The sequence below is a fragment of the Rhodococcus sp. 5A-K4 genome (assembly GCF_046097995.1).
GTDB lineage: Bacteria > Actinomycetota > Actinomycetes > Mycobacteriales > Mycobacteriaceae > Rhodococcus_F > Rhodococcus_F erythropolis.
In genome coordinates, this window is sequence record NZ_JBJURM010000005.1 from 293093 (window position 1) to 318270 (window position 25178).

At 62.0% G+C, this 25178-nt stretch carries 20 protein-coding genes; 9 read left to right on the forward strand and 11 right to left on the reverse strand.

The window, feature by feature from the left end; genetic code table 11:
- The 4 genes from ACKAMS_RS09635 to ACKAMS_RS09650 form a co-directional block, all read right to left on the reverse strand.
- Window positions 1-1110 (reverse strand): DUF917 domain-containing protein, encoded by a 1110-nt coding sequence (locus tag ACKAMS_RS09635; protein WP_029254366.1) that lies wholly within the window; start codon window positions 1108-1110, stop codon window positions 1-3.
- Window positions 1107-2687, reverse strand: a complete 1581-nt coding sequence (locus tag ACKAMS_RS09640) for a hydantoinase/oxoprolinase N-terminal domain-containing protein (protein WP_019746681.1) — start codon at window positions 2685-2687, stop codon at window positions 1107-1109. Before ACKAMS_RS09640 ends, ACKAMS_RS09635 begins: the two co-directional genes overlap by 4 nt.
- Window positions 2688-2717: 30 nt before the next feature.
- Window positions 2718-4085, reverse strand: coding sequence for a cytosine permease (locus ACKAMS_RS09645; RefSeq protein WP_051636445.1), 1368 nt, complete (start codon window positions 4083-4085; stop codon window positions 2718-2720).
- Window positions 4086-4235: 150 nt separating this feature from the next.
- On the reverse strand, window positions 4236-4967 hold the full coding sequence (locus ACKAMS_RS09650) for an SDR family oxidoreductase (RefSeq protein ID WP_029254363.1): 732 nt from the start codon (window positions 4965-4967) through the stop codon (window positions 4236-4238).
- A 244-nt stretch (window positions 4968-5211) separates the two neighbouring features.
- Between ACKAMS_RS09650 and ACKAMS_RS09655 the strand changes: the two genes are divergently transcribed.
- A complete protein-coding gene (locus tag ACKAMS_RS09655) occupies window positions 5212-5352 on the forward strand; it encodes a hypothetical protein (protein ID WP_003941170.1) in 141 nt (46 codons plus the stop codon).
- 15 nt (window positions 5353-5367) lie between these two features.
- Here the strand turns inward: ACKAMS_RS09655 and ACKAMS_RS09660 are convergent, their stop codons facing one another.
- A complete protein-coding gene (locus tag ACKAMS_RS09660; protein ID WP_029254362.1) occupies window positions 5368-5694 on the reverse strand; it encodes a hypothetical protein in 327 nt (108 codons plus the stop codon).
- 39 nt (window positions 5695-5733) lie between these two features.
- On the opposite strand from ACKAMS_RS09660, the gene ACKAMS_RS09665 reads away from it, so the two are divergent.
- The 6 genes from ACKAMS_RS09665 (at window position 5734) to ACKAMS_RS09690 (ending at window position 15996) form a co-directional block, all read left to right on the forward strand.
- Window positions 5734-6138 (forward strand): hypothetical protein, encoded by a 405-nt coding sequence (locus ACKAMS_RS09665; protein ID WP_047889581.1) that lies wholly within the window; start codon window positions 5734-5736, stop codon window positions 6136-6138.
- Between the two features lie 428 nt (window positions 6139-6566).
- A complete protein-coding gene (locus ACKAMS_RS09670; protein WP_408988924.1) occupies window positions 6567-8420 on the forward strand; it encodes a BCCT family transporter in 1854 nt (617 codons plus the stop codon).
- 122 nt (window positions 8421-8542) lie between these two features.
- Window positions 8543-12436 (forward strand): Pls/PosA family non-ribosomal peptide synthetase, encoded by a 3894-nt coding sequence (locus tag ACKAMS_RS09675; protein WP_003941141.1) that lies wholly within the window; start codon window positions 8543-8545, stop codon window positions 12434-12436.
- Window positions 12437-12447: 11 nt separating this feature from the next.
- Window positions 12448-13749 (forward strand): M1 family metallopeptidase, encoded by a 1302-nt coding sequence (locus ACKAMS_RS09680; RefSeq protein WP_044480251.1) that lies wholly within the window; start codon window positions 12448-12450, stop codon window positions 13747-13749.
- Window positions 13750-13897: 148 nt separating this feature from the next.
- The gene (locus ACKAMS_RS09685; protein ID WP_020968283.1) at window positions 13898-14413 is read left to right on the forward strand and encodes a hypothetical protein; all 516 of its coding nucleotides are present in this window, start codon (window positions 13898-13900) and stop codon (window positions 14411-14413) included.
- 11 nt (window positions 14414-14424) lie between these two features.
- Window positions 14425-15996, forward strand: coding sequence for a flotillin family protein (locus ACKAMS_RS09690; protein WP_020906004.1), 1572 nt, complete (start codon window positions 14425-14427; stop codon window positions 15994-15996).
- A gap of 49 nt (window positions 15997-16045) precedes the next feature.
- Here the strand turns inward: ACKAMS_RS09690 and ACKAMS_RS09695 are convergent, their stop codons facing one another.
- Together ACKAMS_RS09695 and ACKAMS_RS09700 are read right to left on the reverse strand one after the other, a co-directional pair.
- Window positions 16046-17320 carry an MFS transporter gene (locus ACKAMS_RS09695; protein WP_029254359.1) on the reverse strand — a complete coding sequence of 425 codons (1275 nt, stop codon included), beginning with the start codon at window positions 17318-17320 and terminating at the stop codon, window positions 16046-16048.
- A complete protein-coding gene (locus tag ACKAMS_RS09700; protein WP_042950544.1) occupies window positions 17320-17964 on the reverse strand; it encodes a GntR family transcriptional regulator in 645 nt (214 codons plus the stop codon). Before ACKAMS_RS09700 ends, ACKAMS_RS09695 begins: the two co-directional genes overlap by 1 nt.
- A 175-nt stretch (window positions 17965-18139) precedes the next feature.
- Here ACKAMS_RS09700 and ACKAMS_RS09705 point away from each other — a divergent pair, with 175 nt between their 5' ends.
- Window positions 18140-19261: a GGDEF domain-containing protein gene (locus ACKAMS_RS09705; RefSeq protein WP_408988925.1), complete on the forward strand. Its 1122-nt coding sequence runs from the start codon at window positions 18140-18142 to the stop codon at window positions 19259-19261.
- Between the two features lie 14 nt (window positions 19262-19275).
- Here the strand turns inward: ACKAMS_RS09705 and ACKAMS_RS09710 are convergent, their stop codons facing one another.
- From ACKAMS_RS09710 to ACKAMS_RS09725, 4 genes are all read right to left on the reverse strand, one after another.
- Entirely contained in the window at window positions 19276-20073 is a 798-nt protein-coding gene (locus tag ACKAMS_RS09710; protein ID WP_020906001.1) for an SDR family NAD(P)-dependent oxidoreductase, read from the reverse strand.
- Window positions 20074-20150: 77 nt separating this feature from the next.
- Window positions 20151-20849 (reverse strand): class F sortase, encoded by a 699-nt coding sequence (locus ACKAMS_RS09715; protein WP_041815532.1) that lies wholly within the window; start codon window positions 20847-20849, stop codon window positions 20151-20153.
- 129 nt (window positions 20850-20978) lie between these two features.
- Window positions 20979-22445 (reverse strand): hypothetical protein, encoded by a 1467-nt coding sequence (locus tag ACKAMS_RS09720; protein ID WP_408988926.1) that lies wholly within the window; start codon window positions 22443-22445, stop codon window positions 20979-20981.
- Between the two features lie 622 nt (window positions 22446-23067).
- A complete protein-coding gene (locus tag ACKAMS_RS09725) occupies window positions 23068-23526 on the reverse strand; it encodes a carboxymuconolactone decarboxylase family protein (protein ID WP_069147323.1) in 459 nt (152 codons plus the stop codon).
- Between the two features lie 49 nt (window positions 23527-23575).
- On the opposite strand from ACKAMS_RS09725, the gene ACKAMS_RS09730 reads away from it, so the two are divergent.
- A complete protein-coding gene (locus ACKAMS_RS09730; protein ID WP_315872766.1) occupies window positions 23576-24967 on the forward strand; it encodes a PLP-dependent aminotransferase family protein in 1392 nt (463 codons plus the stop codon).
- Window positions 24968-25178: the final 211 nt, after the last annotated feature.

Genomic DNA, 25178 nt, shown 5'->3' on the forward strand with positions numbered 1-25178 from the left:
CTATTCTGCCAGTACAGGTTGCTCGAGTGTCTCCACCGGCAGGAACGGGCGATCGAGTCCGAAGCTTGCCGGGCCGAAGACCGCCAGTGCCTCCGGTGTTCTCATGATCGGCGGAGTCGCGATCCCGATGACCGCAACTCGCTGCCCGTACCGCAAGCCCTCGGTGGTGATGGGCTCGGCAGTGTCGGCCTCGACGATGCAGATAAGGTCTGGCACGATCGCCACCATTGCTCCGGATTGCACGGCGATCAGATTTTCGTTCTGGAATTGAACTTCCAGCTCTTCGTCTCCGACGCCGGCGATCCGCACCGAACCCCGAGCGAACCCCTCATCGGTTCGCCGGTCGACATCGATCACCTTGCCGTGAAAGAGAACTCGCCCGTATCCGTAAAGCGTGTCGGCGAGACCGTCCACCAGCGCCTGAACCGGGTCCACCCGCTGCTCACGTGAAAGCCTGATGGACCGACCGATGGCCAAGGCCAACGACAGAGTCCGTGGGATCGCCGTCCGCTTCACATCTGCACCCGTCATCGAGTACTGCGCGATATGCGCCATCCCACCGAACCTCGACGTCACCCCGCGAGCGAGGCCCTCCAATCTGCTGTTGTCACTGCCGGTGTCGAAGATCGCCACCTCGTCGTGCTCGTTCGCCATGGCGAGCGGACTCGCCGAAATCCCGTACACCGAGAAGGTTTCCATCTCGAGCTGAGGAAAGGCTCGTCCCATCCCGTCGGCGTCGACAACCGGCAGTCCGCGCCGCGCTGCCACCAGCAACGGAATCATCGAATTGATCCCGCCGCACTCCATCGGCATCGTGGCATCTGCAGTTCGTCCCGTGTGCTTCTCCAATGTGATCAGCGCCAGCTCGGGTTCGGTTCCGCGCGGCATCTTCTCGACCACGACGGTCGGTGCACCCATCTGCGCGACGGGGATCACCCACGCGTCGTCGTCGAGCTCCGCCGGATCCAGAATCGTGATTTCACCGGCTTCCCCGAGCGCCTGCGTGACCAACATCTTGCCGACGAACGGATCTCCCCCGCCGCCGGTCCCCAACAAAGCTGCGCCCCTGGCGAGGTCGTCGAGATCTGCCGTTCGTAGTGTCCAACTCATCGTGAGCCTTCCTGACCGGTGGAGACCAGACCACTGTGCAGTGCCAAGTCACCGACTGCCTTCACTCGAATACGTGTTGCGTTGCCCGGCAGATACGGAATCGGGACCTCGTCGAACTCCACGATCTGCACCGACTCGGGCCGTGCGCCTGCTGCGACTGCCCGATCGATCGCCTCCTGGCGAGCGTCGTCGGCAAGAATCTGCCTGCGCCCGTCCCGTACCGCTTCGACTCGATCTACCTCACCACTGACCTGCGCGATCGCAGCGCCGATCGCATTGGCAACGTCGAAGCGCTCAGGACGAATCACCGTTCCCAGGCCGGGAAGTTCGTGCTCCAGCAAAACCGATCCCCCGCCAACCGCCACAACGGGAAGTGGATCCGACGTGGTCCGCATCTGTTCCACGGCGTCGGCGACCCGGCGCGAGATCCGGTCGAGTGCCGTCGACACCAGACCGCGGTCGAGGTGCGCCACCGCACTGCGATCTCCGACGTCGGCCAAGCCTGCCGCGACGGCTATGTCGGTGGCCGTCAACGTGTCACCGCCGAATACGAGTGCCCGTGAACCCAATTCGTATCCCACAGATTCGGGTCCGACTGTGAGTCCGTCCGCATCCACCAGCGAACCACCACCGATACCGATCGAGAAGACGTCCGGCATACGGAAATTGGTCCGTACCCCGGCGACCGTCACCTCCGTGGTGGCTTCTCTGGGGAAACCGTTGGTCAGTACGCCCACGTCGGTAGTGGTGCCCCCGATGTCGATCACCGCACAGCTGGCCAGACCGGACAGAACAGCGGCGCCTCGCATGGAGTTGGTCGGTCCCGACGCGAAAGTCGCCACCGGATAACGCCTTGCGTACTCGATGTCCATCAAGGTTCCGTCGTTCTGGCTCAGATACAGCGGTGCGGCGATGCCGTGCTCGACCAAAGAACTGGCAAGACCGTCGACGATGTGATCGGCAAGCTCGCGCAGCGCAGCGTTGATGATGGTCGCGTTCTCCCGCTGGAGTAGACCCACTCGACCGATCTCGTGAGAGAGCGAAATTGCGACGCCCGGACCGAGTTCCTCACGCACGATCTCCGCTGCCGCCGCTTCGCATTCGAGATTGACCGGAGAGAACACCGACGATATTGCGACCGAACGAGTACCGCTGCGAGCCATGTCGGCGGCATGGCGACGAATCTCGTCGGGATCCAGCGGTGAGATACGACGACCGTCGAACTCGTGCCCACCGTGAGCGAGGTAGTGCCTTCCTTGCACAGCGGAGACCAGGTCTCGCGGCCACCCCACCATCGGCGGAAGCGCTGCGGTCGCCGGAAGCCCCAATCGCAGAGCCGCTGTTGGTGCAAGTCCTCGCTGCTCGATGAGAGCGTTGAGAAAGTGCGTCGTGCCGATCATCACTGCTTGAACAGCGCTGGGAGAGAACGAGTACTGCTGCTGCAGCGCCGTCAGAGCTCCGCCGATTCCGCCGGTGATGTCCTTGCTGGTCGAGTGTTTGACATGCCCGATGACGGTGGTCCCGTCCATCAGGACCGCATCGGTGTTTGTACCACCGACGTCGATTCCGATTCGCATCGCGAACTCCCTTCTACAGTGTTTGCAGTGCTAGTGCGTGAGCGCAGATGTTCCCGAAGGCTCTTGCGGCGCTTCGGTTGTGGTGCGTCCGACCCCGCGAATCAGGCCGAGTCGACCCGCGACGACGTAGAGAACGAATGCCGAGGCCACCGCGTTGATGGACGGCAAACCGAAGGTGCTGTAATGCCCGATCAGCGCCGAGACGATCCAGATCACCAACGTGGCCGGTACCCAAGTGGGCGCCGAGTTCGGGAGGGTACCCGCGGCTCGACTCTCCTCCAGGTCTTTGCGCCAGGTCTTGACGATGAAGTACTCCGCCACCATGATTCCGGCGATCGGCGGGAATCCGACGCCTAACAGGATCAGGAAGTCGGTGAACGAGTTCAGGATTCCGGCAGCCGCGAGGATCGAACCGGTCACGCCGACCACAGCGGTGACGACGGCGCGATTGATGCGTCGCCCGAACACTACGTCGATGAAGTTCACGATGCCGAGCCCCGAGCTGTACAGGTTCCAGTCGTTGATCTTGAAAGTTCCGAGAACAATGATGAGAACGCCGACCCAGCCGACCGACGACAGGATGATCGTGGCGATGTCGGAACTGCGAACGGCATGCGCAAGAAGTACACCGGTCAATCCGATCACGTATTCGCCTAATGTGATTCCGACGAGTGTCTGCTTCACGACGTCACCCGCCGTGCGGTTGAATCGCGTCATGTCGGGTGTGATCACTGCTCCGGCAATGAAACCGCCTGCGACGATGGTGGTTCCGGCGAGGAAGCTGAGCTCCGGTCCGGCTGGAGCAGATGCCATCAGATCTGACAGCGAGTGATTACGCAGTTCGGCGATGACGGCCCAACCCACCAGAAGCAAGAACAGGGGAACGGTGATGTTGGCGATCAGCTGCATGGAGCCGAACCCGCGAAGGACTATCGCGGTGATCAGAAGGCCGAAGACCAGGGCCCACGCCCACTGCGGCAGAAACGGCATGATTCCGTGCAAACCTGATGCAGAGACAGCAGATTGGATGCCGAACCAACCGATCAGGCTGACTCCGATCACCAGGCCGATCACCGCGGAACCCGCGTGCCCGAATCCACACCAGCGTGCGACCACCGACGTGTTGAGCCCTTCACGAACCCCGATGATGCCGATGAAAATACAGACGACCTCGAGAATCACCGCCCCGACTGTCAATGCCCAGAAGGCATTCCAGAACGTCATGCCGTAGCCGAGCGTAGCGCCGAGCAGGAACTGTGCGAGTGCCGAAACCTGACCGAATCGCTGTACTGCCACCGAGAACCACGAATACCGTGCTTCGTCGGGAACGCGGGTGAGCGCGTAGTCGTCACCGTCGGACACTTTACCGCCGGCGGCGGTCGTTGATGTGTTTTTCATGACGGACTCCTCGAATAGTTGGGAAGTGTTCTCGGAGAAGACGGTACGAATGTGGCCGGGGTCACGCCTATGGGCGAATTGGCGTTTCTTCGTGTTACGACAATGCATTTCGCACAGTCGCCATTTCACACAGTCGTCAAATGGCACGGTCTAGCGCAACGCGTACCCGCCGTCGGGGTACAGCGTGGAACCCGTTGTGTACGTGTTGGCGAAGAGATAGAACACCGCTTGTGCGATCTCGTCTTCGTTCCCGACGCGGCCGAGCACGTTGTTCTCCGCACTCCAGGTGAACGCCGCCTCCCGAACCTCCGCCGGACGCTGAGCCCACAGATGCCCGTCGATGGTTCCGGGAGCAACGGTGTTGACGCGAATCGGCGACAGCTCGACCGCCAGCCCCCGCCCGAGCCCCTCGATTGCCGCATTGGCCGCAACGTAGGCCGCGGCAGCCGCGGGTGGCCGCACACTGGCAGCACCGGACATGAGGACCACCGATGCGGTGGGTGTCAGCTTGTCGAGCGCAGCGTGCACGACGCGGTACTGCCCCCAGAACTTGGAGGTGAACGGCGACGCGGCTTCCTCGACGCTCTGTTCGCGGAACGAGCCGACCTGGTAATCGGCAGCCGTGGTGAAGAGAGCGTCGACGCTGGGGATGTTGGTGAAGAACGCTTTCACCGAGTCGTCGTCGGAGGTGTCGACTGTGAACCAGTGCGCCGCCTCACCCAGCTGCGTGGCCGCTGCTTCCAGCTTGGATGTGGTTCGGCCACCGAGAACTACCTGCGCGCCGGCGTCGACGGCAAGCTGCGCCACCCGCAGCCCGATGCCTGTTCCGCCACCGATCAGTACGACGGTCTTGTCTGAGAGAGGAGAAGGTGTCGTTGTCATTTAGCGACTGTAAGGCTCACCGAATTGTCCCGACATGTGCAGAATGCACAGATTTCACTACGCCACGGTGCTAAGTATCCAGACTAAGCCGGTAGAGACTGCCGCCCCCGGGGATCTCACTTGACTGAGTTTGCTGCGTCGAAACTGCCGTCACATGCACTCCTCCTTCGAGTTCGCTTGTAACAAAACAACTCCCACGACCGAAAATGTCGGTGAACCACAACCGCGAAGGGAAGTAACGAATATGGGATCAGCAGATGTCATGGCCTGGCTCGCCGAGGGTTACCTCGCCGGCGACCCGATTCGCTATCCGCTCTACGTCGGATCGATGTTCCTCGCGATGCCGTTCCAGTTGATCGGCGTAATTCTGGGTCACCCCTTCTGAGTCGCCCCTATTGAGTCACCCCTTCCGAATCGTCACATCAGGCCAGGGCGGTCGACGTAGAACTGCCAGGGTTGCGATCACCGCGGCCGCCAACCCGATGAACTCCCCCATCAAGGCCGCCCTGGTGTGATCGACGGCCGGTGACCACGACGGCTCACCCTCGTGGATCGAGAACACTCCCACTGGCACCGGTATCGGGTCGCCCCGCCACTGCCGGTGTAGTCGCGAAACCGTGATGATCGTCGATCCGTCGCTGGTCTGGTGCGGTTCACCGAAGATCATCGAGGTCCCGGAATCCGCCCGAAGTCGCTCCACCGCATCACGAATCTCCATGATCACCATCGTCGCACCGAAACAGCAGCCCTGTGCGAGTATCGGTCGATGGCCGAGTGGTGGAATCCGAGCAGGCGCGTCGAGCGATGGTGGCAGACGATCGTGCTGGTTTGGCTACTCGTTTTCTTCGGCCCAAGCACCATCGACAAGGTCATCACAGAACCCACAGCTTGGAATTGGACATTCCTCGCAATCTGGCTTTTCGCGACGGCCGGATCTGCTTACTACGCAGTCCAAGCCTGGCGAAACAGGAACAAACCTCAGTCGGTGTGGTGGGAAGGGACAACTGCCCCCACCGAAATCCCTGCCGACGACGTCCGTAGTGCACTCGCGTCGACTGACGACCGTATTCCGGCAATCAAGGCACTACGCGAACTGCATCCGGGCTTGGGTCTGAAGGATGCGATGGATCTGATCGACGCTCAGCGGGGCGAACAGGGCCCGCATCACTGATAGTTGCGACCATCACAATCACAGTTAGGTATCGACACCTGACCGCCACGATCGGGCAAGCACGCCAGGAGTTAACCACCTGACAGACAGGCTGTTTCGCCGAGTTTGACAAATGTGGTCAATCGGTGAGCGTCGACTCGACCGATTCAACTCACCGTACCAATCGAATTCGCCGTTCAGCATTCCACTCATGACCCAATGCCACTATTACCCAACGATTTACAACCGGAACTACGGCATCCAGTGAAAACTTTCGCGACAGTGCAGCATCTTTCGTCCAGTTGAGTTGACCGAAACTTGACGTTACGTTGAATTTCAAAGCAATAGCCCGGTCTTGACCTGCGATGGTGCGAGCGAAACGCCCACCTACGCGTGACACGTGGCCGCCCTGATGGGCGCTGTGAATGCCTGAACGTTCGAGGAGTGGAATGACTGCGGTCAAAACTGCGTGGCGTGAACTACGGAAACCCGTGTTCATCCCCGCGTCGATAGTGATCTTTGCCCTGATCGCCTTTGCCGTGATCTACGCGGGAACCGCCGCGGATGCTTTCGAAACACTCAACAATGTGATCAGCGACGGCGTCGGCTGGTGGTACATCCTCTCGGCCACCGGTTTCGTGATCTTCGCGCTGTACTGCGGAATCAGCCGCATCGGCAACATCCGATTGGGACGTGACGACGAGCAGCCCGAGTTCGGGATGCTCTCGTGGTTCGCGATGCTCTTCAGCGCCGGCATGGGCATCGGGCTCGTGTTCTACGGAGTAGCCGAACCACTTTCGCACTACGTGACCCCACCCGTCGCCGGGCAGATCGCCGGATCCACGGACGCCGCAGCCAATCAAGCCATGGAACTGACGCTGTTCCACTGGGGCTTGCATGCATGGGCGATCTACGTCGTCGTCGGCCTTGGTCTGGCGTACATGACCTACCGAAAGGGTCGCCCGCTGTCGATCCGTTGGCTGCTCGAGCCGCTCCTCGGACGGGCTCGCATCGAAGGAAAGATCGGCCACGCCATCGACGTCGTCGCCATCGTCGGCACGCTGTTCGGTGTCGCGACGTCGCTGGGCTTCGGTGTCCAGCAGATCTCGGCCGGCCTCGACTACCTCGGCTGGGTGGAGACCGACAACTGGTTGGTCATCACCATCATCGTCATCGTGACGGGTATGGCCACCTTCTCGGTCGTCTCCGGTGTCACGAAGGGCCTCAAGTGGCTCTCCAACATCAACATGATGCTCGCTGCCGCGCTGGCCCTGTTCGTCCTGATTCTGGGACCGACGCTGTTCCTCATGCAGTCGTGGGTGCAGAACCTCGGTGGATACGTCCAGGCCTTGCCCGAACTGATGCTGCGCACGTCCCCGTTCGCCGAAGACGGCTGGCAGGGCGCATGGACCATCTTCTACTGGGGTTGGTGGATGAGCTGGGCACCGTTCGTCGGCATGTTCATCGCGCGCATCTCACGTGGCCGCACCATCCGCGAATTCGTCTTCGGTGTGCTGCTGGCCCCGACGCTGGTTGGTTCGTTGTGGTTCACGATCTTCGGTAACTCCGGCATTCTGCGTCAGCGCAACGAGGGCACGATGCTCGACGCATCCGGCGCAGTGGACACCAACACGTCACTGTTCACGCTTCTCGACGGACTTCCGCTCGGAACGATTTCGAGTCTTCTCGCGATCGTCGTGATCGTGTTCTTCTTCGTCACGTCCGCGGACTCCGGCTCGATCGTCATCGACATCCTCGCGACCGGTGGCAGCTTGGAGACCTCCAAGATCACGCGTGTCTACTGGACGTTCCTCTCCGGTGCCGCGGCCGCCGTTCTCCTCATCGTGGGTGGCAGTGGATCGCTCACGGCGCTGCAAACCGTTGCCATCGCCACGGCGGTACCGTTCTCGGTCATCATGGTGCTGGCATGTCTGTCGATGCTGAAGGCGTTCCGATACGAGGTCGCGTCGGCACCACGCTACCTGCGGGTTTCTACAAATGCCTCGGCATCGACCGACGTTCCGCAACCCACCGAAAAGCGGCTCCGCGATCTGAAGATCTCGTCGACCTTCGCCGGGCTCACTCCGTCACAAAGCGGGATCATGACGGATCCCTCCGACGCCCACATGCTCGTCGCGGTCCACGAAGTTCCCGCCCATGCGGTCAACATCGACCCGGATACCGGCGCCGTCGACTTCTCCGAGGAATCGAAGGTCGTCGATCCGCTGGGCGGAGAGGTGTTCGACACACCCGAGTTCGCCGACTCGGCAGAAGGCCACGCGCAAGCTGCCAGTACGGACTGACCGGCACGTTCGGCATGTTGCATTAGGCATATCTGTTCACCAACTCGCAAACTTGTCATGAGACTTTCAACTCGACAGTTCGCAGGACTCTAAGTTTCGTGAGTAGAACAGGACCAACGGGTTTGCCACTCCAGTCGCAGTCGGAGACGGAACAATCTTTCGGGATTCCGTCCGTATTCCTACGGTCGGCGCATGCACCTGCGCCGCGCACGCTCATCGACATCGTGCGGGCCTCAGCCGAGGCCAACCCGGAAGCACCTGCCATCGACGACGGCGACACCACACTGTCGTACTCGGAGTTGCTCGACGAGATCGCGCTCGGTGCGCGCTGGCTCGGTGATGCCGGCGTCGGCGCAGGTGACCGCGTCGGAATCAGGATGCCGTCAGGTTCGCGTTCGCTGTACGTCGCGATCCTGTCGATCCTCGCGGCGGGCGCCGCCTACGTTCCCGTCGACGCCGACGATCCGGAAGAGCGCGCCGAGTTGGTGTTCGGCGAGGCGCAGGTAGCGGCGATCATCACCGGCGACGGAATCCAGCCGGGGACGGCGCCGAAGCGGCTCGAACATCCACCGGTTCGCGAACCCGAACCCGAGGACGACGCCTGGATCATCTTCACCTCAGGATCCACGGGCACCCCCAAGGGCGTCGCGGTCACTCACCTCAATGCCGCAGCCTTCGTCGACGCCGAGGCGCGCATGTTCCTCCAGGACGAGCCCATCGGGCCTGGTGACCGCGTCCTCGCGGGACTCTCAGTGGCATTCGACGCGTCCTGCGAGGAGATGTGGCTCGCGTGGCGCCACGGCGCCTGCCTCGTCCCGGCTCCTCGTTCGCTGGTTCGCAGCGGCATGGACCTCGGCCCGTGGCTGGTCTCGCGTGACGTCAGCATCGTCTCCACTGTGCCGACGCTTGCGTCTCTGTGGCCGGCCGAGGCCCTCGAAGCCGTTCGACTCCTGATCTTCGGCGGCGAAGCCTGCCCACCCGAACTGGCAGAGCGCCTGGCCGTCGAGGGCCGCGAGGTCTGGAACACTTACGGCCCCACCGAGGCAACCGTCGTCGCCTGCGGCGCACTGATGGACGGCAAGAGCCCCGTCAGCATCGGCCTCCCCCTCGACGGCTGGGACCTTGCCGTCGTCGACGCCCAGAGCAATCCCGTCGCGGTCGGCGAGGTGGGCGAGCTGGTGATCGGCGGCGTCGGCCTCGCCCGTTACCTCGATCCCGCGAAGGACGCCGAGAAGTACGCGTCGATGCCCTCGCTCGGGTGGGAACGCGCCTACCGAAGCGGCGACCTGGTCCGGCTCGAGACCACCGGCCTGATGTTCCAGGGCCGCGCGGACGATCAGGTCAAGCTCGGCGGCAGGCGCATCGAACTCGGTGAGGTCGACAACGCCTTGCAGAACCTGCCGGGCGTGAGCGGCGCTGCCGCAGCCGTGAAGAAGACTGCAGCCGGCAACCAGCTCCTCGTCGGATACATCGCCAGCACGGATCCCGACTTCGATCTCAAGGCCGCTCATGCACTGCTCAGCGAGCAGCTACCAGCAGCCCTCGTGCCGCGTCTGGCGTTGATGGACGAACTTCCGACGCGTACGTCAGGCAAGGTCGACCGCAATGCGCTGCCGTGGCCGTTGCCCGGCGCCGGTGAAGATGCCGGGGCCGCGTTGGGCCTCGACGGCACCGCTGCCTGGGTTGCCGGCCTGTGGGGATCGATCCTGGGAGCCCAGATCACCGGACTCGACGACGACTTCTTCGAAGTGGGCGGCGGATCCCTCTCTGCTGCTCAGTTGGTGACCGCCCTGCGCGAGCGGTTCCCAGAAGTGACCGTCGCACAACTCTACGACCATCCACGGTTGGGATCGCTCGCCGAATATCTCGACGAATTGGCACCCACCGAAACTGTGGAGCCGCGCATCGTCGCTCCAACACCCTTGAAAACTCAGCTGGCGCAGATCGCCGTCACCGTTCCACTCACGACGCTCACCGGACTGCAGTGGGTGACGTGGCTGGCGATCGCGAACAACGTCCTCGGCTGGTTCGTCGACGTCAGCTGGGCACCCACGGTCTCGTGGTGGTGGATCCTGTTGGCGTTCATCGTGTTCATCACGCCGATCGGCCGTATGACCATCGCCGTCGTCGGGGCGCGCCTGCTCCTACGCAAGTTGGAACCAGGAACGTACCCGCGAGGTGGTAGTGAACACCTGCGTCTGTGGATAGCGCTGCGACTCACCGAAGCCAGTGGCGCAGCCAACCTTTCGGGCGCACCGTGGATGCTCTACTACGCCCGCGCCCTCGGCGCCGACATCGGCAGCGGCGTCGATCTCCACACACTTCCTCCCATCACCGGCATGCTCGAACTCGGTGACGGCTGCTCCGTCGAACCCGAAGTCGACCTCTCGGGCCACTGGATCGACGGCGACGTCATTCACATCGGCGAGATCAAGATCGGCGACGGCGCCTCCGTCGGTTCACGCTCGACGCTTCTGCCCGGCGCGCGTATCGGTCGGGACGCCGTCGTCGAACCCGGATCTGCGGTGTTCGGCCGAGTAAAGGCAAACCAGCAGTGGGCCGGCTCCCCCGCCACCAAGGTCGGGAAAGCGAATCATCCTTGGCCGGCCGAACATCCGAAGCGCGCACCCGGCTGGGTGCCGGTATACGGCGTCACCTCGGTCTTCCTGGCCGGTATGCCGATCTTCGCTCTGATGGCCGGAATCGCGTTGATAGGTTGGTGGATCCGCGACACCGACACGCTCGCGAGCGCAGTGCTCCAATCGCTGATCATGCTTCCCGTCGCGACCATCCTGAGTTTGCTCGTCTTCGCAGTCGTCACACTGGTGGCCGTTCGTCTTCTCTCGATCGGGCTGACCCCCGGCTACCACCCTGTCCGCAGCCGCATCGGCTGGCAGGTGTGGGCGACCGAACGCCTGCTCGACTCGGCCAGAACCTTCCTCTTCCCGCTCTACGCGAGCCTGCTGACGCCGGGATGGCTCCGCCTCCTCGGCGCCAAGATCGGCAAGAACGTCGAAGCATCCACCGTGCTCCTCCTTCCCAAGTTCACGACGGTCGCCGACGGCGCATTCCTCGCCGACGACACCATGGTTGCGAGCTACGGCCTCGGCGGCGGCTGGATGCACATCGAACAGGCGAAGATCGGCAAGCGTGCGTTCCTCGGCAACTCCGGTATGACCGCACCCGGTCGACGCGTCCCCAAGAACGGTCTCGTGGCGGTTCTGTCGGCCACCCCGTCCAAGGCCAAGTCCGGATCATCGTGGCTGGGTAGTCCACCGGTACGTCTGAGAAGGGCTGCCGGGGACACCGACGCCGCCCGCACGTTCAATCCGCCGATGCGACTCAAGATCGCCCGCGGAGTGGTCGAAACCTGCCGACTGATCCCCGTGATGGTCACGTTCGGCATCGGTCTCGGTGTTCTGTTTGCACTCGAAGCACTGGTCGGCGCCGTCGGATTCTGGTTCGCGGCTCTGTTGAGCGGCGTAATTCTGCTCGTCGCCGGAGCAGTGGCTGGCGCGATCACCATCGCCGCCAAGTGGATCGTCGTCGGACGCATCGCCAAGGTCGAGCATCCGCTGTGGAGTTCGTTCGTCTGGCGCAACGAGGTAGCCGACGCGTTCGTCGAAACCGTCGCAGCGCCGTGGTTCGCTCGCGCAGCGACTGGTACTGCCGTACTCAACATCTTCTTGCGTGGGCTCGGGGCCAAGATCGGCAAGGGCGTTTGGTGTGAGTCGTACTGGCTACCCGAGGCAGATCTTGTGACTTTGGGCGACGGAGCGACAGTGGAACGGGGGTGCGTCGTGCAAACTCATCTCTTCCATGATCGGATCATGTCCATGGACACCGTCACCTTGGGAGCAGGAGCAACGCTGGGACCGCATTGTGTCGCGCTACCCGCAGCCGGCATCGGCGCGGGAGCGACGGTAGGGCCTGCATCTCTGGTGATGCGAGGTGACACCGTTCCGCCCTCCACCCGCTGGCAGGGCAATCCGATTGCACCGTGGGTGGCGTCGTGAAGCCGAACAGAATGCTCGAAGAGCCGCTCGATCCGTACCTGCCACACAACGGCAACCGCGGTTACCGCGTGTCTCGGTACGAACTGGAACTGACGTACAAGGTCTTCAGTAACCGTCTCGCCGGCAAGGCAGTCATCACCGCTGTCACCACCGAGAGCCGATCCAAGTTCAGCTTCGACCTCGCGCAGAACCTGCAGGTGTCCAAGGTGTCCGTCAACGGTGCCCGCGGCACCAAGTACGCGCACTTGAACAACAAGCTGATCCTCACGCCGTCTACCAAGATCCCCGCGGGCGGTGCCCTGTCGGTCACCATCGCGTACAGCGGCAACCCCGAGCCGATCAAGAGCCTGTGGGGCGAAGTCGGCTGGGAGGAACTCGACGAAGGAACTTTGGTCGCAAGTCAGCCCAACGGCGCGGCGTCCTGGTTCCCGTGCGACGACCATCCGATTTCCAAAGCGTCGTACCGCATCTCGATCACCACCGATTCCCCGTTCTATGCCCTCGCCAACGGCAAGCTGATCCGCAAGCAGACCCGTGCGAGTCAGACGACGTGGGTCTACGAGCAGACCGAACCGATGGCAACCTACCTGGCGACGATTCAGATCGGTCAATACGAGCACCGACAGGTGAGCGCCGGGCCGGTACCGGTCTTCGCCGTTCACCCACCTCGGCTGCGCGCAGCGTTCGACGTCGACTTCGGGCGCCAACCCCAGATGCTGGAGGTCTTCGGAAAGCTGTTCGGCCCGTATCCCTTTGCCGACTACACCGCTGTGGTCACCGACGACGAACTCGAAATCCCCATCGAAGCGCAGGGACTCTCGATCTTCGGAGCCAACCACTGCACGGGTAGGCGCGGTTCCGAACGTCTTGTCGCACACGAGCTTGCCCATCAATGGTTCGGCAACAGCCTCACTCTCGGGCAGTGGTGCGACATCTGGCTACACGAAGGCTTTGCCTGTTACGCGGAGTGGATCTGGTCCGAGAATTCCGGTGGCCCATCCTCGAACCAACTCGCGACCAACGCCTATCAAGGGCTCGGGCGTAAATCTCAGGACTTGATCGTCGCCAATCCCGGGCCCGCCCTGATGTTCGACGATCGAATCTACAAGCGGGGCGCGTTGACTCTGCACGCCCTGCGCGGCGTTCTCGGAGACGAGAAATTCTTCGAACTGATCCGCCAGTGGACCACGAAGCATCGGCACAGCACGGTCAGCACCGAGCAATTCACCGATCTCGCTTCACGTTTCACCGACACCCCACTGCGCCCTCTCTGGGATGCTTGGCTGAATCAACGCCCGCTACCTCGGCTTTGACGCTTTCCCCCAGCCGTAGCACCACGCCGAAACATTCCGAATGCGCCGATTAGCTTTGTCTTACCTTTACTATAGAGGTGGGCCGAGGGACGACCCCGACAACACAATTCTCAGGGCACGTTTCCTCGACAGGTAGATCGGGGGATCGATGTTTGTTGTATTCACAATATGTTTCGTGATCGGGGTTGTCGCCCTGATCGGAGCCTTTGCCGTCGGCGAGGTTGCAGATCTGGGCGGCGGCCACGCAGACGGGCTGCCATTTCTGAGCCTGACAACTTTGGCCACAGCACTTTTCGGCTTCGGCGCCGGCGGCGTAGCTGCCACTCTCGCGGACGCTCCGAGGCTGGTAGCGGTGATTGCAGCACTCGCACTCGCCGCCGTTCTCGTTGTCGTCACGCGCGGCCTTCTTCTCCCCTATCTCCTTAAGCAACAAGATAATTCGCACATCGGGCGCGCTTCATACCACGGATTGTTGGGCACGGTCACCCTCACCATCGCAGCCGAAGGTTGGGGAGAAGTCTCGTTCGTCGACGCCGAAGGCAATCGCGTCCAGGCCAAGGCCGTCAGTGCACAGCCGATGGCGCTCACCACCGGCACCACCGTCTACATCGCCGATGTAGACGATCAATACCTTCACGTCGTCACGGTTGACGACGCGATCTAAGGACTCGATACATGCTGCCAATCATCATCATTGCGGTTGTAGTCGCAGTAATCATCTTCATCGTTCTCCCCGCGATCTACGTGAAGAACTACGTCAAGGTCCCGCCGAACGAAGTGGCGGTCTTCACCGGACGAGGCAAGCCGAAGGTCGTCCGCGGCGGTGCCCGGTTCAAGATTCCCGGAATCGAACGCGTCGACATCATGTCGCTCGAGCCGTTCAACGTCAGCATCAATCTCAAGAATGCGCTCTCCAACGACGGTGTTCCGGTCAACGTCGAGGCAGTCGGCCTGGTGCGAATCGGTTCCGCCGACGAAGCGGTTCAGACAGCGGTGCAACGATTCCTGACTTCCGACCTGGACGAACTCCAGCAGCAGATCAACGAAATCCTCGCGGGCAGTCTGCGCGGAATCACCGCGACCATGACGGTCGAGGATCTGAACTCCAACCGCGATTCGCTTGCGCGCAGTGTGGTCGAGGAGGCAGGCGGCGACCTCGCCCGCATCGGCATGGAAGTCGATGTCATCAAGATCGCGGGAATCTCCGACTTCAACGGCTATCTCGAATCGCTCGGTCAGCGCCGCATCGCCGAGGTCAAACGTGATGCCGCGATCGGAACTGCTGAAGCAGAGCGTGATTCGCAGATCCAGTCGGCAAAGGCGCGACAGGCAGGTTCCGTCGCGCAGGCCGAAGCCGACACCGCGATCGCGAGTGCAAATCAGAAACGCGACGTCGAACTCGCTCGCCTGCGAGCACAGACCGAAGCCGAGAACGCCGAGGCCGACCAGGCCGGGCCCCTCGCGCAGGCAACAGCCGAGAAGGCCGTCGGCATCGCACGTGAGCAGGCCGAGGCGGCCCGCGTCGAAGCTCGCACCGAGGTCGAGCGTCGTCGCGCCCAGCAATCGGAAGCGGCATTGCAGGCAGATGTCATTGCACCGGCCGAGGCCGAACGCCAAGCCTCCATCGCACGCGCAGAGGGTGAGCGACAGGCCGCGATCCTCCGCGCCCAGGCACAGGCCGAGTCAGCAAGGCAGGCCGGCGGCGCTCAGGCCGATGCACGAAAGCTCGTCGCCGACGCTGTTCGCTCTGAGCAGCAGGCTGATGCCGACGGCCTTCGAGCACGTCTGGAAGCCGAAGCAGACGGCCGCAAGGTAGCGGCCGACGCCGTCCGTGCCGAGCAACAAGCCGAGGCGGATGGTTTGCGCGCCAAGCTCGAAGCCGAAGCTGCCGGTAAGCGTCAGATCGCCGAGGCGCTCAATTCCTACACCCCGCAGGCCGCGCAGTTGCTCACTCTGCCTGATGTTCTGGCAGCATTGGTCGACGCCACCGCAGCGGCGGCGAAGCCGGTCGGCGACATCGACCGCATCTCCATCGTCGGCGGCAGTGACGGGGCCCAGGGTTCGATCGGCTCGATCCTGGGCATCAGCCCCCAGGTGATCGCCGGCGTCATCGAAACTCTCGAAAGCTCAGGCGTCGATATCACCGGATTGCTCAACGGCCTGAACAAGACCGCATCGGTTCCGGTTGGTTCGGTACACAATTCGGTCCACAATTCGGAAAACGGTTCCGCAACTGTAGACGCGTGATTTCGCCCCGGTCCGCCGACTCTCGCAGGGGTCGGCGGATCGGACGGCATCACGCGCTCGGAAGATGTGAACGCGACTTGAAGAGAATCAGAATCAAGCAGGCAGCGGCGGCGGCTGATCCGAACAGAAGAGTCACCGTGTAGCTCAGCGCCGGAATGCTTTCCGACAGCATCGCCAGCAACGCAGGCACAGCAAAACCGATGTAGGTGATCGAGTAGAACACCGCGGTCAGTCCTGCCAGATCGTCCGGCCCCGCGATTCGCTGGATCTCCAGCAACCCGGAAACCAATGCCATGCCGTACCCGCAACCGAGGATCGCTGCAGCCACGATCGCGATCGCCACGGTCAGCGTCGACGCAACCAGAGCAGCGCCGGCCATACCAACCACCAGAAACACCAGAGCCACAACGGCGCCGCGCGCGCTGCGGTCGGTATCGATCTTGCGCCCCAACGACTGAATCGCGAAGCCGCATGTCAGCGCGACCATGCACAGCAGAGCTGAAAAGGCCACGGGCGCATCGCCACTGTGCCCGGTCATGAGCGCCGGAATAACTGCATACGCGACACTGGCAGCACCGAACACCCACGGCGCCAACGGAACAACGACGTAGAGGAATCTACGATGCCCTGCCGAGGGGATCTTGAGGTCGTCGATCAACCTGCGTCGGTCGGATTTCGCCTGTGCCGGTCGTGTTTCGGGAGCACGCCACAGCGCCATGGCCGCGAGGACGGTGATCGCGATGTGCAACACGTACGCCAACACACTCGGCAGGGGCGCCCACTGCGCCAAGATTCCCGCGGCACCCGCTCCCAAGGCGAAGCCGGCAGTCAGACTCATCGCTGCTCGCCTGGCACCCGCGCCTTCCGACGCCGTCGAATCCCAAGGTTGCGTGGACAACTCCTTGACCCAGGAGCCGCCGACGGCCATACCGATCCCCAAGGCGATGCCGCAGAGGATTCTTCCCAGAATGAGAGCGGCAGCGGAGTCGGCCCCGAAAGCGAGCAGCGTCGAACCGGCGATCGCGATTATCGGCGCGGGGAGCATGATCGGGCGTCGACCCAATCGATCGGACAGCGGGCCGCCGAGCAGCAGGGCCGGCACAATTCCGACGACGTAGGCGAAGAGGAAGAAGTCGACCATCACCGGCGAATAGCCGTGATCGAGTCGGTACATCACCAGCAGTGGCGTGAATTCGTTGCCGCCCCAGGCCGCGGCGAACATGCTGGCGGCAACGGTCAGCCACAGCCATTTTCCGCCGGTGCCACGTTCACTGCCTGGACGACGTTCGGCTGCGGTCCCAGCGTCTATCGTTTGGGTGCTCATCACAGAGTTCCTTCGAAGCCGAGGCCGTGCACCTGGCGCATGTGTGTGAGGACGGCAGTGTTGTATCCGTCTGCATCGCCTGTTTCTACGAGGTCGGTAAGCGCGGTGTGGTCGGCAAGGATGCGAGACAGTTGGCCGGGGTCGCGTGAGATCGACCGCGCTGTCATCCGTCGTTGCCTGTCGCGCAGACTCGCGTAGAACGAGTCGAGCAAAGGGTTCCCACCGGCGGCAACGATCATCTTGTGAAAGTCGGCATCGATCGCGCTGAACGCGGCAACGTCCCCGCGATCAGCAATCTCACGTTGCTCGATCAGATTCGCGCGCAACGCTGCGACCAGCGCTTCACGTGCGTGCGGTCGGACCGACACCACTCGAACGCTCTGAGTCTCGACGAGTTGTCTGGCACTGACTACGTGTTCCGCTTCCCCATCCGCGACCGGGACGATCAGCGCCCCCTTCTTCGGGTAGAGGCGCATCCAACCTTCCGACTCGAGACGCAGAAACGCCTCACGCACCGGCGTTCGGCTCACATTGGTCCGAGCGGCGATGTCACCCTCGCTGATCAGCTCCCCGCCGGCGAGTTCGCCGGAAAGGATCAGCTCCTTGACTTCGCGGAAGACGTTCTCCGAAGCGGAATACAACATAGACACAAGATGTATTTATACTCCACGCTGGCGGAACCCAGACATTCGGGTCGCCGATCCGAACATCTCGGTCCAACACGGCATCGATCCAGCTAGCATTGCAAGGTGCCAGACAGAAGAGGAGTCAGTTCACGATGAACGGCGCACGCTCCCGCCATCGCAGACTGATGCACTCATGACGTCGCAGATGAAGTCCATGAGGACCCTGACCCGCGAGTGGCTGGCCCTCCCCGATCAATACGACCGATTCACTCGCTATCTCCGCGACAACGGCCTCACGACCGCCACCCGGCTATTACTTGGCATCATTGTCATCGGACTGGGCGTGTGCGCACTACTCAACAGATTCAGTCCGGCCGGTCCGACAAGCACGATTGCGCTGTTCTTCAACACTGTTGTCGTGATCTCGTGCTTCATGGTCGGAGTCTCATGGTGGGTCTTCGGCCCGACAAAGCGCCGCTCGTTCGGTTTCGTAGTCTTCTGCGACATCGCAGTCACGATTTCCGTACTTGGAGATTCCTCGCAGCTTGTGCGATTACTTACCTGTGTCATCTACGCGCTGATCGGTATCTACATCGCCTATTTTCACAATCCGAAGTTGCAGATCGCACACCTGACCTTCTCGGTTGTGATGATCGTGGTGGCTGCGCAGCCGATCCTCTTCGGGCCGGAGCGAGATCCTGCGCTCGGTGTTTCGAAAGTGCTGGTTGTCGTCACCGCACTCGTGGTCTGTGCGTTCATCTCGCAGATCGTGCTGACGATGCTCAGCATGGACGCGTCCAGCTCCGACCTCGATCCCCTCACCGGGCTCCTGAACCGTCGTGGCCTCGACCGCCACGTCGAGAAGGTACTCGCGGAGTTCCAGCGTCAGGAATCGGCGGCACTACTCGTGATCGCGATCGACATCGACCGGTTCAAGACGATCAATGACGTACACGGTCACGACGTGGGCGACCGCATAATTCTCCGGGTTTCACAGCGGTTGTCCGCCTGGGCACATGCCGATGCTGTTGTCGCACGGGTCGGCGGCGACGAATTCATCCTCGCTCAAAGACTTTCCGTGCCGGCCATCGGCCCGATGCTCGACTCGATCGGACCGGCAATGCACTCGAATACCGACGAGATACCGTCGACATCGAGCATCGGAATCGCCGTGCGTACCCACAAATTCGTCGCCGGAGAAGAGCGTGCAACAGCGTTCACCGACATGCAGAAAGTCGCCGATTCGGCGATGTACGAAAGCAAGAGACTCGGCGGCGGACGTGTTCACACGATCGTCACCACCGCGAGCAGGTAGCAGTACGTGAGTTCTCAGTAATAGACCGGCCCCGGCACTCCTCCACCCGCTGCCACCGCGTCACCGGTGATCGCGATGCTTCGCGGCGATGCCAGGAAGGTCACGACGTCAGCCACCTCTTCGGCGTCGATGATCCGGTGTATCGAATTCGTCGCGATACCCCGCTCCACCTCCGCCTGCGAGCGGCCGGATTCTTCCGACTCGCGCGCAATCCGCGCGGTCAACCTCTCGGTCCGCGTCACGCCCGGATGGACGACGGTGACGTTGATTCCCTTGGGGCCCAGCTCGTCTGCAAGATTCTTGGTCAGCGCAGACACACTGACGTTGCGGATCGTGTGGGCGATCGAGGTTGCCTGTCTGGCACCCAAACCGCTGATGTTGATGATCCGACCCCAACCCTGATCGATCAGATACGGCGCTACAGCACGCGCAGTGCGCAGGTAGCCGAGCACTTTCACTTCGACTTCGTCGCGCACGACGTCGTCTGTGGTCGCCTCGAAATCCGTCGGCTTTCCGGCGCTGAACGGAGTCGCTGCGGAGTTGACCAGAATGTCGACGCCGCCGAACTCCTCTACTACTTGCCGCACCGACGCTTGAACTGCGTCGTCGTCTCGTGTGTCCGTCACGACTCCGGTCGCACGAATTCCGAACTCCGAAGCCAAATCTCGGGCAACATCCACGACCGTTTGCTCAGTGCGCGCGAGTATCGCGATGTCGACCCCTTCAGCGGCCAGACCTCTGGCGATTGCCAGACCGATCCCCTTGCTACCACCGGCAACGATCGCACGCTTTCCAGACAGGTGAAGATCCATACCTGCGACACTATCCAACAGGCGATCCCCGATCTCTACGAAGAGGGATCGGGGACCGACTGGATTGTTTCTGTGTCTCAGACCATCAGATCCGCGTACAGGTAGACGTTGTCGGCGTAGTTACCCACACCGTCCTCGAATTGCAGTTCGCCGCCGCAGGTTACGACTGCCAACTTGCGAGGGCCCTCCGGGCCGGCCAGCACGCTTTCCTCCACGCCATCGGCCTTCGGGCGCGTCGTCACCGCAGTCACCTTCCACGACGTGCTCTTGCCCGTCGCGTCGGATGTACGGATCACTTCACCCGGTTCGATCGTGCCCAGGTCGAACAGCGCACCGTTACCCTGGCCGGTCAAATTGACATGCCCGGCAATCAAAGTCGTGCCGGTGACCGAGTTGAGCGAGGCACCGTCGAGCCAGATTCCGACGTTCTTGACGTTCTCCGGCGGAGTGAGAACTCCTTCCGGCACGGTGGCGTCCACGATCGGCGCCTGAACACCGACCGGATCGAGCGAAAGGGTATTGGGAGCCATCAACTCATCCGAAGGCGCCGCCGGATTCGCAGAGTGCGACATGACAACTCCCGGACTCGGCGGAATCGCAGCATCGTCATCGGAGGATCGCAGGCCGACGAAAGCCATGGAAGCACCGGCGACAAGCACCGCGACGAGGGCCAGGATGAACGCGACACGACGCCCCTTGCCGATGTTCGCGGGCTGATCGCGGTTGGAATCGTCGTATGGATTGGATGGATTGGGATCCGACTCGTACATGGTCATCGAACTGTCTCCTGCGGGATGAGGCACCCCCGGCGCCTCTTGCGAATTGACGCCCCCTGCGTCTGATCTGTGTCGGCACCGATCACACGAATCGTGACCGGTGCCGACGTCTACTACATCTGCCTGGTGTCAGGAACGCTTGCGGCGGAGAGCAACTGCTCCGGCAGCAGCCATACCGACAAGCCCGAGGCCCGTCACTGCGACGGCAACGTTGCGGCCTGAATTCTGTTCAGCGGCACCACCGTCGATGGCAACCGGGCGAGGTCCGGTGGCCTGCTTCGGAGCCGACGGCGCCGGAGCAGCGGGAGTTGCAACCGGCTGCGACGGAACAGGCGCACCCGGAACTACGGGCACGACCGGCACAATCGGCACAATCGGCACAATCGGCACAATCGGCACGATCGGAACAATCGGCACGATGGGCACAATCGGAACGACCGGAGTTGCAGGCGTCGTGGTTGCCGGTGTCGTTGTTGCCGGTGTCGTCGTTGCGGGTGTCGTCGTGGGCGATGCTGCATATCCGACGCTGGCAGACGCATTCATCAACGCCGGCCGAACGGTGTCGAACGACGCGAAGATCTGGCACTGTGCGCCTGCCGTGTTCCAGTGCAGGTTCTCGACCGAATCCGGAATGACGCTTGCGGTCACGGAGTAGTCACCGCTGTCCGCAGTGGTGAGGCACAGATCCACGGCAGTCGGTGCGTCGCCGCGGCCGTCGACCGTCAATTGGTTTGCGCTCAACGTTGCCTTGGCGTTGTCGCCACAGACGGTGAGTTCGGTGCCCGCCGAGGACTGAACATTGATCGGCTTCCGGTACATATTCGTGTTCAGGGTGAACACGGCAGTCTCGCCGGCCTTCAGAGTTCCCGTCGCGGGTGTCTTACGAACGAGGTCGAGCGTCTGCGTGACGTTCATGATCTCGACGATGCGAGCTCGCTCGTCGTCGCCGATGTTCCTGTCGCACAGGCTTTTGAAATCGGCCATCAGCGGATTGTCGTAGTCCGAAACGCACCACACCAGCGTCTGCCGCGCCGAACGCGCATCCTCACTGCCGTTTCCCGAAACGGCGCCGTCGAGCTTGGCGGGATTCTGCAGCAACCAACTGATGACAGCGAGATCGTCGGCTGACAGATCGGGATTGCCCGATGACGGAACCGTCGCACCCATCTCGTCGTTGTGCTTGTCGACGGGCAAACCGTTTTCGTCGACGCCGGCACATGGATCGAGATCGAAGTCCGTGCAGTACATCCATTCCGACTTCGCAATTCCGTCGACGTCGCGGACACCGCAGACCGGCGCATCCACCGCGGCCGAGGTACCCCGATCCGTGGTGCCGTACATCGGCACGATGTTGCCGTCGTTGTAGTGATCCAGCCGAATGCCGGAGATGTCGAGCATCTGCTCGGAGGGCGTGTACTCAGTGCCCTCACACAACCCGGCGGTGAACGCCGGAGCAGCCGCGGTTCGCACAGGCATCGGCGCGGACACAGCTGGTGAAGCAAAAGCAACGCTACTACCGGCCACCGTTGCGGCAATAGCTGCAGTTAGCGAGAGCCGGAGAACAAGCGGCCTACGCCGTGAACCAGACACAGTCATCAAAGCTTCCCTTTCAAGACATTTCGGTAGCGGGAAGGTTGCTTGGATTCCCAAGGCCACGCCACCCAGCGCTCACTTCCGAGAGGATCGGCCTGATCGCTTTTGGCAATCAGCCAGTTACTAGATGGCAATGTAGTGCATGTTTCAAGAAAGTCCACCCGATCGTCGAGCCCCCGTACGCAGCTTGAACCTCCGGACGACGAGTTAGCCAACAAGATGACTGCACCTTTGTCCAACCGCACAACTATCGCGATCAACTCAAAATCGGCTCACGTAACCGGGGCGTTCCCGGCATTCCTCCGAATGCTAGCCGGTCGGTAACTCGGACATTCTGGGGAAACTCACAGGAAGGGGCGTTTTCAGCGCGCACACAAAAGAAGGGGTCCGCAATGCGGACCCCTTCACCGGAACTTCCAACCGAGACTGCTTTGTCTGGATTCAGACAACTTGCAGATACTCGGAACAATCCACCGATTCCCTAAATGTGATTTGCCTCACATTTAGAGAATCTGTTGGTTTTGTTCACAGTCTTAACCAATCTTTTGGTCCTCTTTGTGTCGATTACCCAGATCTTCGACGGCGGCAATCTGCCCCCGACAGAGAGCGGAGTACGAGCCTCGGATCAGTCTCGGACCGGAGGCGCCTTCCTTGTGGTAACCGCAATGCGATTCCACGCATTGATCGTGAAGATGACGCTGATGAGCTGGGCCAGTTCCTCCTCCGAGAATTCGCCGGCCGCCTCGCTGTACACCTCGTCCGGAACGAAACCGTCGGTAAGGACTGTCACGGCCTCGGTCAAGGCGAGTGCGGCGCGTTCGCGATCGGAGTACATCCCTCGCGCTTCTTCCCACGCGTTCAGTAGGTAGAGCTTCTGCTCCGTCACGCCGACCTTTCGGGCGTCGCGAGTGTGCATGTCCAGGCACCACGCGCAATGATTCAGCTGCGACGCACGCGTGAGGACCAGCTCGACGAGCGTTGGCTCCAGCCCCTTGCGCGCAGCGGCATCCAACGCAATCATCGCCTTGTAGACCTCGGGCGCCAGCTTTGCGATATCCAGTCGTTGTCCTGTTGCTGTAGTCATACTCAAACCGTAGTCCCGGAAAGACCCCGAAACATGGTTCAATCCGGTGATGAATTCATGGGCCAATCTTGGGTTCGATCTGCATATCGAGCTGCCACAGGGAATCGGGGTTCGCGCTGCGCTGCTTCAGACGCTTCGCGACGCGATCGACAGTGGACTGTTGAAGCCCGGCACCAGACTCCCACCTTCCCGCACCCTCGCACTCGACCTCGGAGTTGCCCGAAACACCGTTGCGGACTGCTATGCCGAGCTCGCCGCCGCGGGATGGCTTGTCACGCGGCCGGGTTCCGGAACCGTGGTCGCCACGCTCGCCAGCACACACAGTCGCGAGGTCGAGCCATCACCGACCCGACGGCGCTTGACCTACAGCCTTCTCCCCGGATCACCGGACGCGTCGGCGTTTCCCCGGACTGCATGGATTTCGTCCGCCAGACGTGCTTTGACCACCGCGCCGACCGACGCTTTCGCGACCACTGATCCCAGAGGCCGAGTCGAACTCCGAAACGCCCTCACCACATACCTGAGCCGCACCAGAGGCGTTCGCGTCGATCCGAGCCGCATTGTGATCAGTGCCAGCTCGGGTCACGGGATCTCCCTCCTCGCCCGTGCACTCGGAGGAACGATTGCGGTCGATGCTTTCTGCCTTCACCTGCACCGACAGTTGCTCGTCGACGAAGGACTGCTGACAATTCCCATTTCAGTCGACGAATCAGGGACTTGCACAGACGAATTGGCGTCAACGTCTGCTGAGAGTGTTCTGCTGACGCCGACCCATCAGTTCCCTCTCGGAGGTCCCCTCACGCCGGCGAGGCGCGCGACCGCTCTCGAATGGGCCTCGACTACCGGTGGCGTCATCATCGAGGATGACTACGACGGCGAATTCCGTTACGACAGAAAGCCTGTCGGTGCACTCCAAGGAATCGCGCCGCAGCACGTTGCGTACCTGGGCACTGTCAGCAAGACACTGTCGCCGGCCATTCGCATCGGATGGATGGTGTTGCCGGACAGGCTGATCGAACCCGTCCTCGCAACAAAGGGACCCTACGAACGCTGGGTAAGTTCAACGGATCAATTGACCTTGGCAGACTTCATCGAATCCGGAAGATTCGACAGCCATATTCGAAAGATGCGTACCTCGTATCGACGACGACGCGATCAACTGGTTGCGACCCTTGCACAGCAAGTACCCCGGGCCAGGGTCGAGGGGATCTCCGCGGGTCTTCACGCTGTGATCCGCCTTCCCTCCGGCACCGAACAATCTGTTCTTGCGGCGGCGCAGGCGCGCGATCTCGGGCTCGAAGGGTTGTCCGTCTTCCGACATCCCGACGTATCGTCAGTCGGCGGTGACGGCATCGTCGTCGGTTACAGCACGCCGACGCAGTCGCAGTACTCCAGGACGCTGGATGTGCTCTGCGAGGTGCTGCAGGAGGCTCTGCGATAACGCCTGTCGGATCTGCCCATGCCTAAGAGGGTGAGAGTGTCGTTCACTCGATCCCGGACGGGGTGGTGAGCCGGCCGTGCTCCCGCCCCTAATGGTGTGAACGGTACGTTCGGTCGATCTGAGGCGACGGACGTACCGTTCGCTCTGAGAGTGCGGGGTGGTTTTTTGGGGGGGTGTTTTGGGTACGAGAAAGCCCCCCAACNATCACTGG

Coding starts and splice junctions, on each gene's coding strand:
- ACKAMS_RS09635 (WP_029254366.1), bottom strand. CDS start 1,110: ATGAGTTGGACACTACGAACGGCAGATCTCGACGACCTCGCCAGGGGC.
- ACKAMS_RS09640 (WP_019746681.1), bottom strand. CDS start 2,687: ATGCGAATCGGAATCGACGTCGGTGGTACAAACACCGATGCGGTCCTG.
- ACKAMS_RS09645 (WP_051636445.1), bottom strand. CDS start 4,085: ATGAAAAACACATCAACGACCGCCGCCGGCGGTAAAGTGTCCGACGGT.
- ACKAMS_RS09650 (WP_029254363.1), bottom strand. CDS start 4,967: ATGACAACGACACCTTCTCCTCTCTCAGACAAGACCGTCGTACTGATC.
- ACKAMS_RS09655 (WP_003941170.1), top strand. CDS start 5,212: ATGGGATCAGCAGATGTCATGGCCTGGCTCGCCGAGGGTTACCTCGCC.
- ACKAMS_RS09660 (WP_029254362.1), bottom strand. CDS start 5,694: ATGGTGATCATGGAGATTCGTGATGCGGTGGAGCGACTTCGGGCGGAT.
- ACKAMS_RS09665 (WP_047889581.1), top strand. CDS start 5,734: ATGGCCGAGTGGTGGAATCCGAGCAGGCGCGTCGAGCGATGGTGGCAG.
- ACKAMS_RS09670 (WP_408988924.1), top strand. CDS start 6,567: ATGACTGCGGTCAAAACTGCGTGGCGTGAACTACGGAAACCCGTGTTC.
- ACKAMS_RS09680 (WP_044480251.1), top strand. CDS start 12,448: ATGCTCGAAGAGCCGCTCGATCCGTACCTGCCACACAACGGCAACCGC.
- ACKAMS_RS09685 (WP_020968283.1), top strand. CDS start 13,898: ATGTTTGTTGTATTCACAATATGTTTCGTGATCGGGGTTGTCGCCCTG.
- ACKAMS_RS09690 (WP_020906004.1), top strand. CDS start 14,425: ATGCTGCCAATCATCATCATTGCGGTTGTAGTCGCAGTAATCATCTTC.
- ACKAMS_RS09695 (WP_029254359.1), bottom strand. CDS start 17,320: ATGAGCACCCAAACGATAGACGCTGGGACCGCAGCCGAACGTCGTCCA.
- ACKAMS_RS09700 (WP_042950544.1), bottom strand. CDS start 17,964: ATGTTGTATTCCGCTTCGGAGAACGTCTTCCGCGAAGTCAAGGAGCTG.
- ACKAMS_RS09705 (WP_408988925.1), top strand. CDS start 18,140: ATGACGTCGCAGATGAAGTCCATGAGGACCCTGACCCGCGAGTGGCTG.
- ACKAMS_RS09710 (WP_020906001.1), bottom strand. CDS start 20,073: ATGGATCTTCACCTGTCTGGAAAGCGTGCGATCGTTGCCGGTGGTAGC.
- ACKAMS_RS09715 (WP_041815532.1), bottom strand. CDS start 20,849: ATGACCATGTACGAGTCGGATCCCAATCCATCCAATCCATACGACGAT.
- ACKAMS_RS09720 (WP_408988926.1), bottom strand. CDS start 22,445: ATGACTGTGTCTGGTTCACGGCGTAGGCCGCTTGTTCTCCGGCTCTCG.
- ACKAMS_RS09725 (WP_069147323.1), bottom strand. CDS start 23,526: ATGACTACAGCAACAGGACAACGACTGGATATCGCAAAGCTGGCGCCC.
- ACKAMS_RS09730 (WP_315872766.1), top strand. CDS start 23,576: ATGAATTCATGGGCCAATCTTGGGTTCGATCTGCATATCGAGCTGCCA.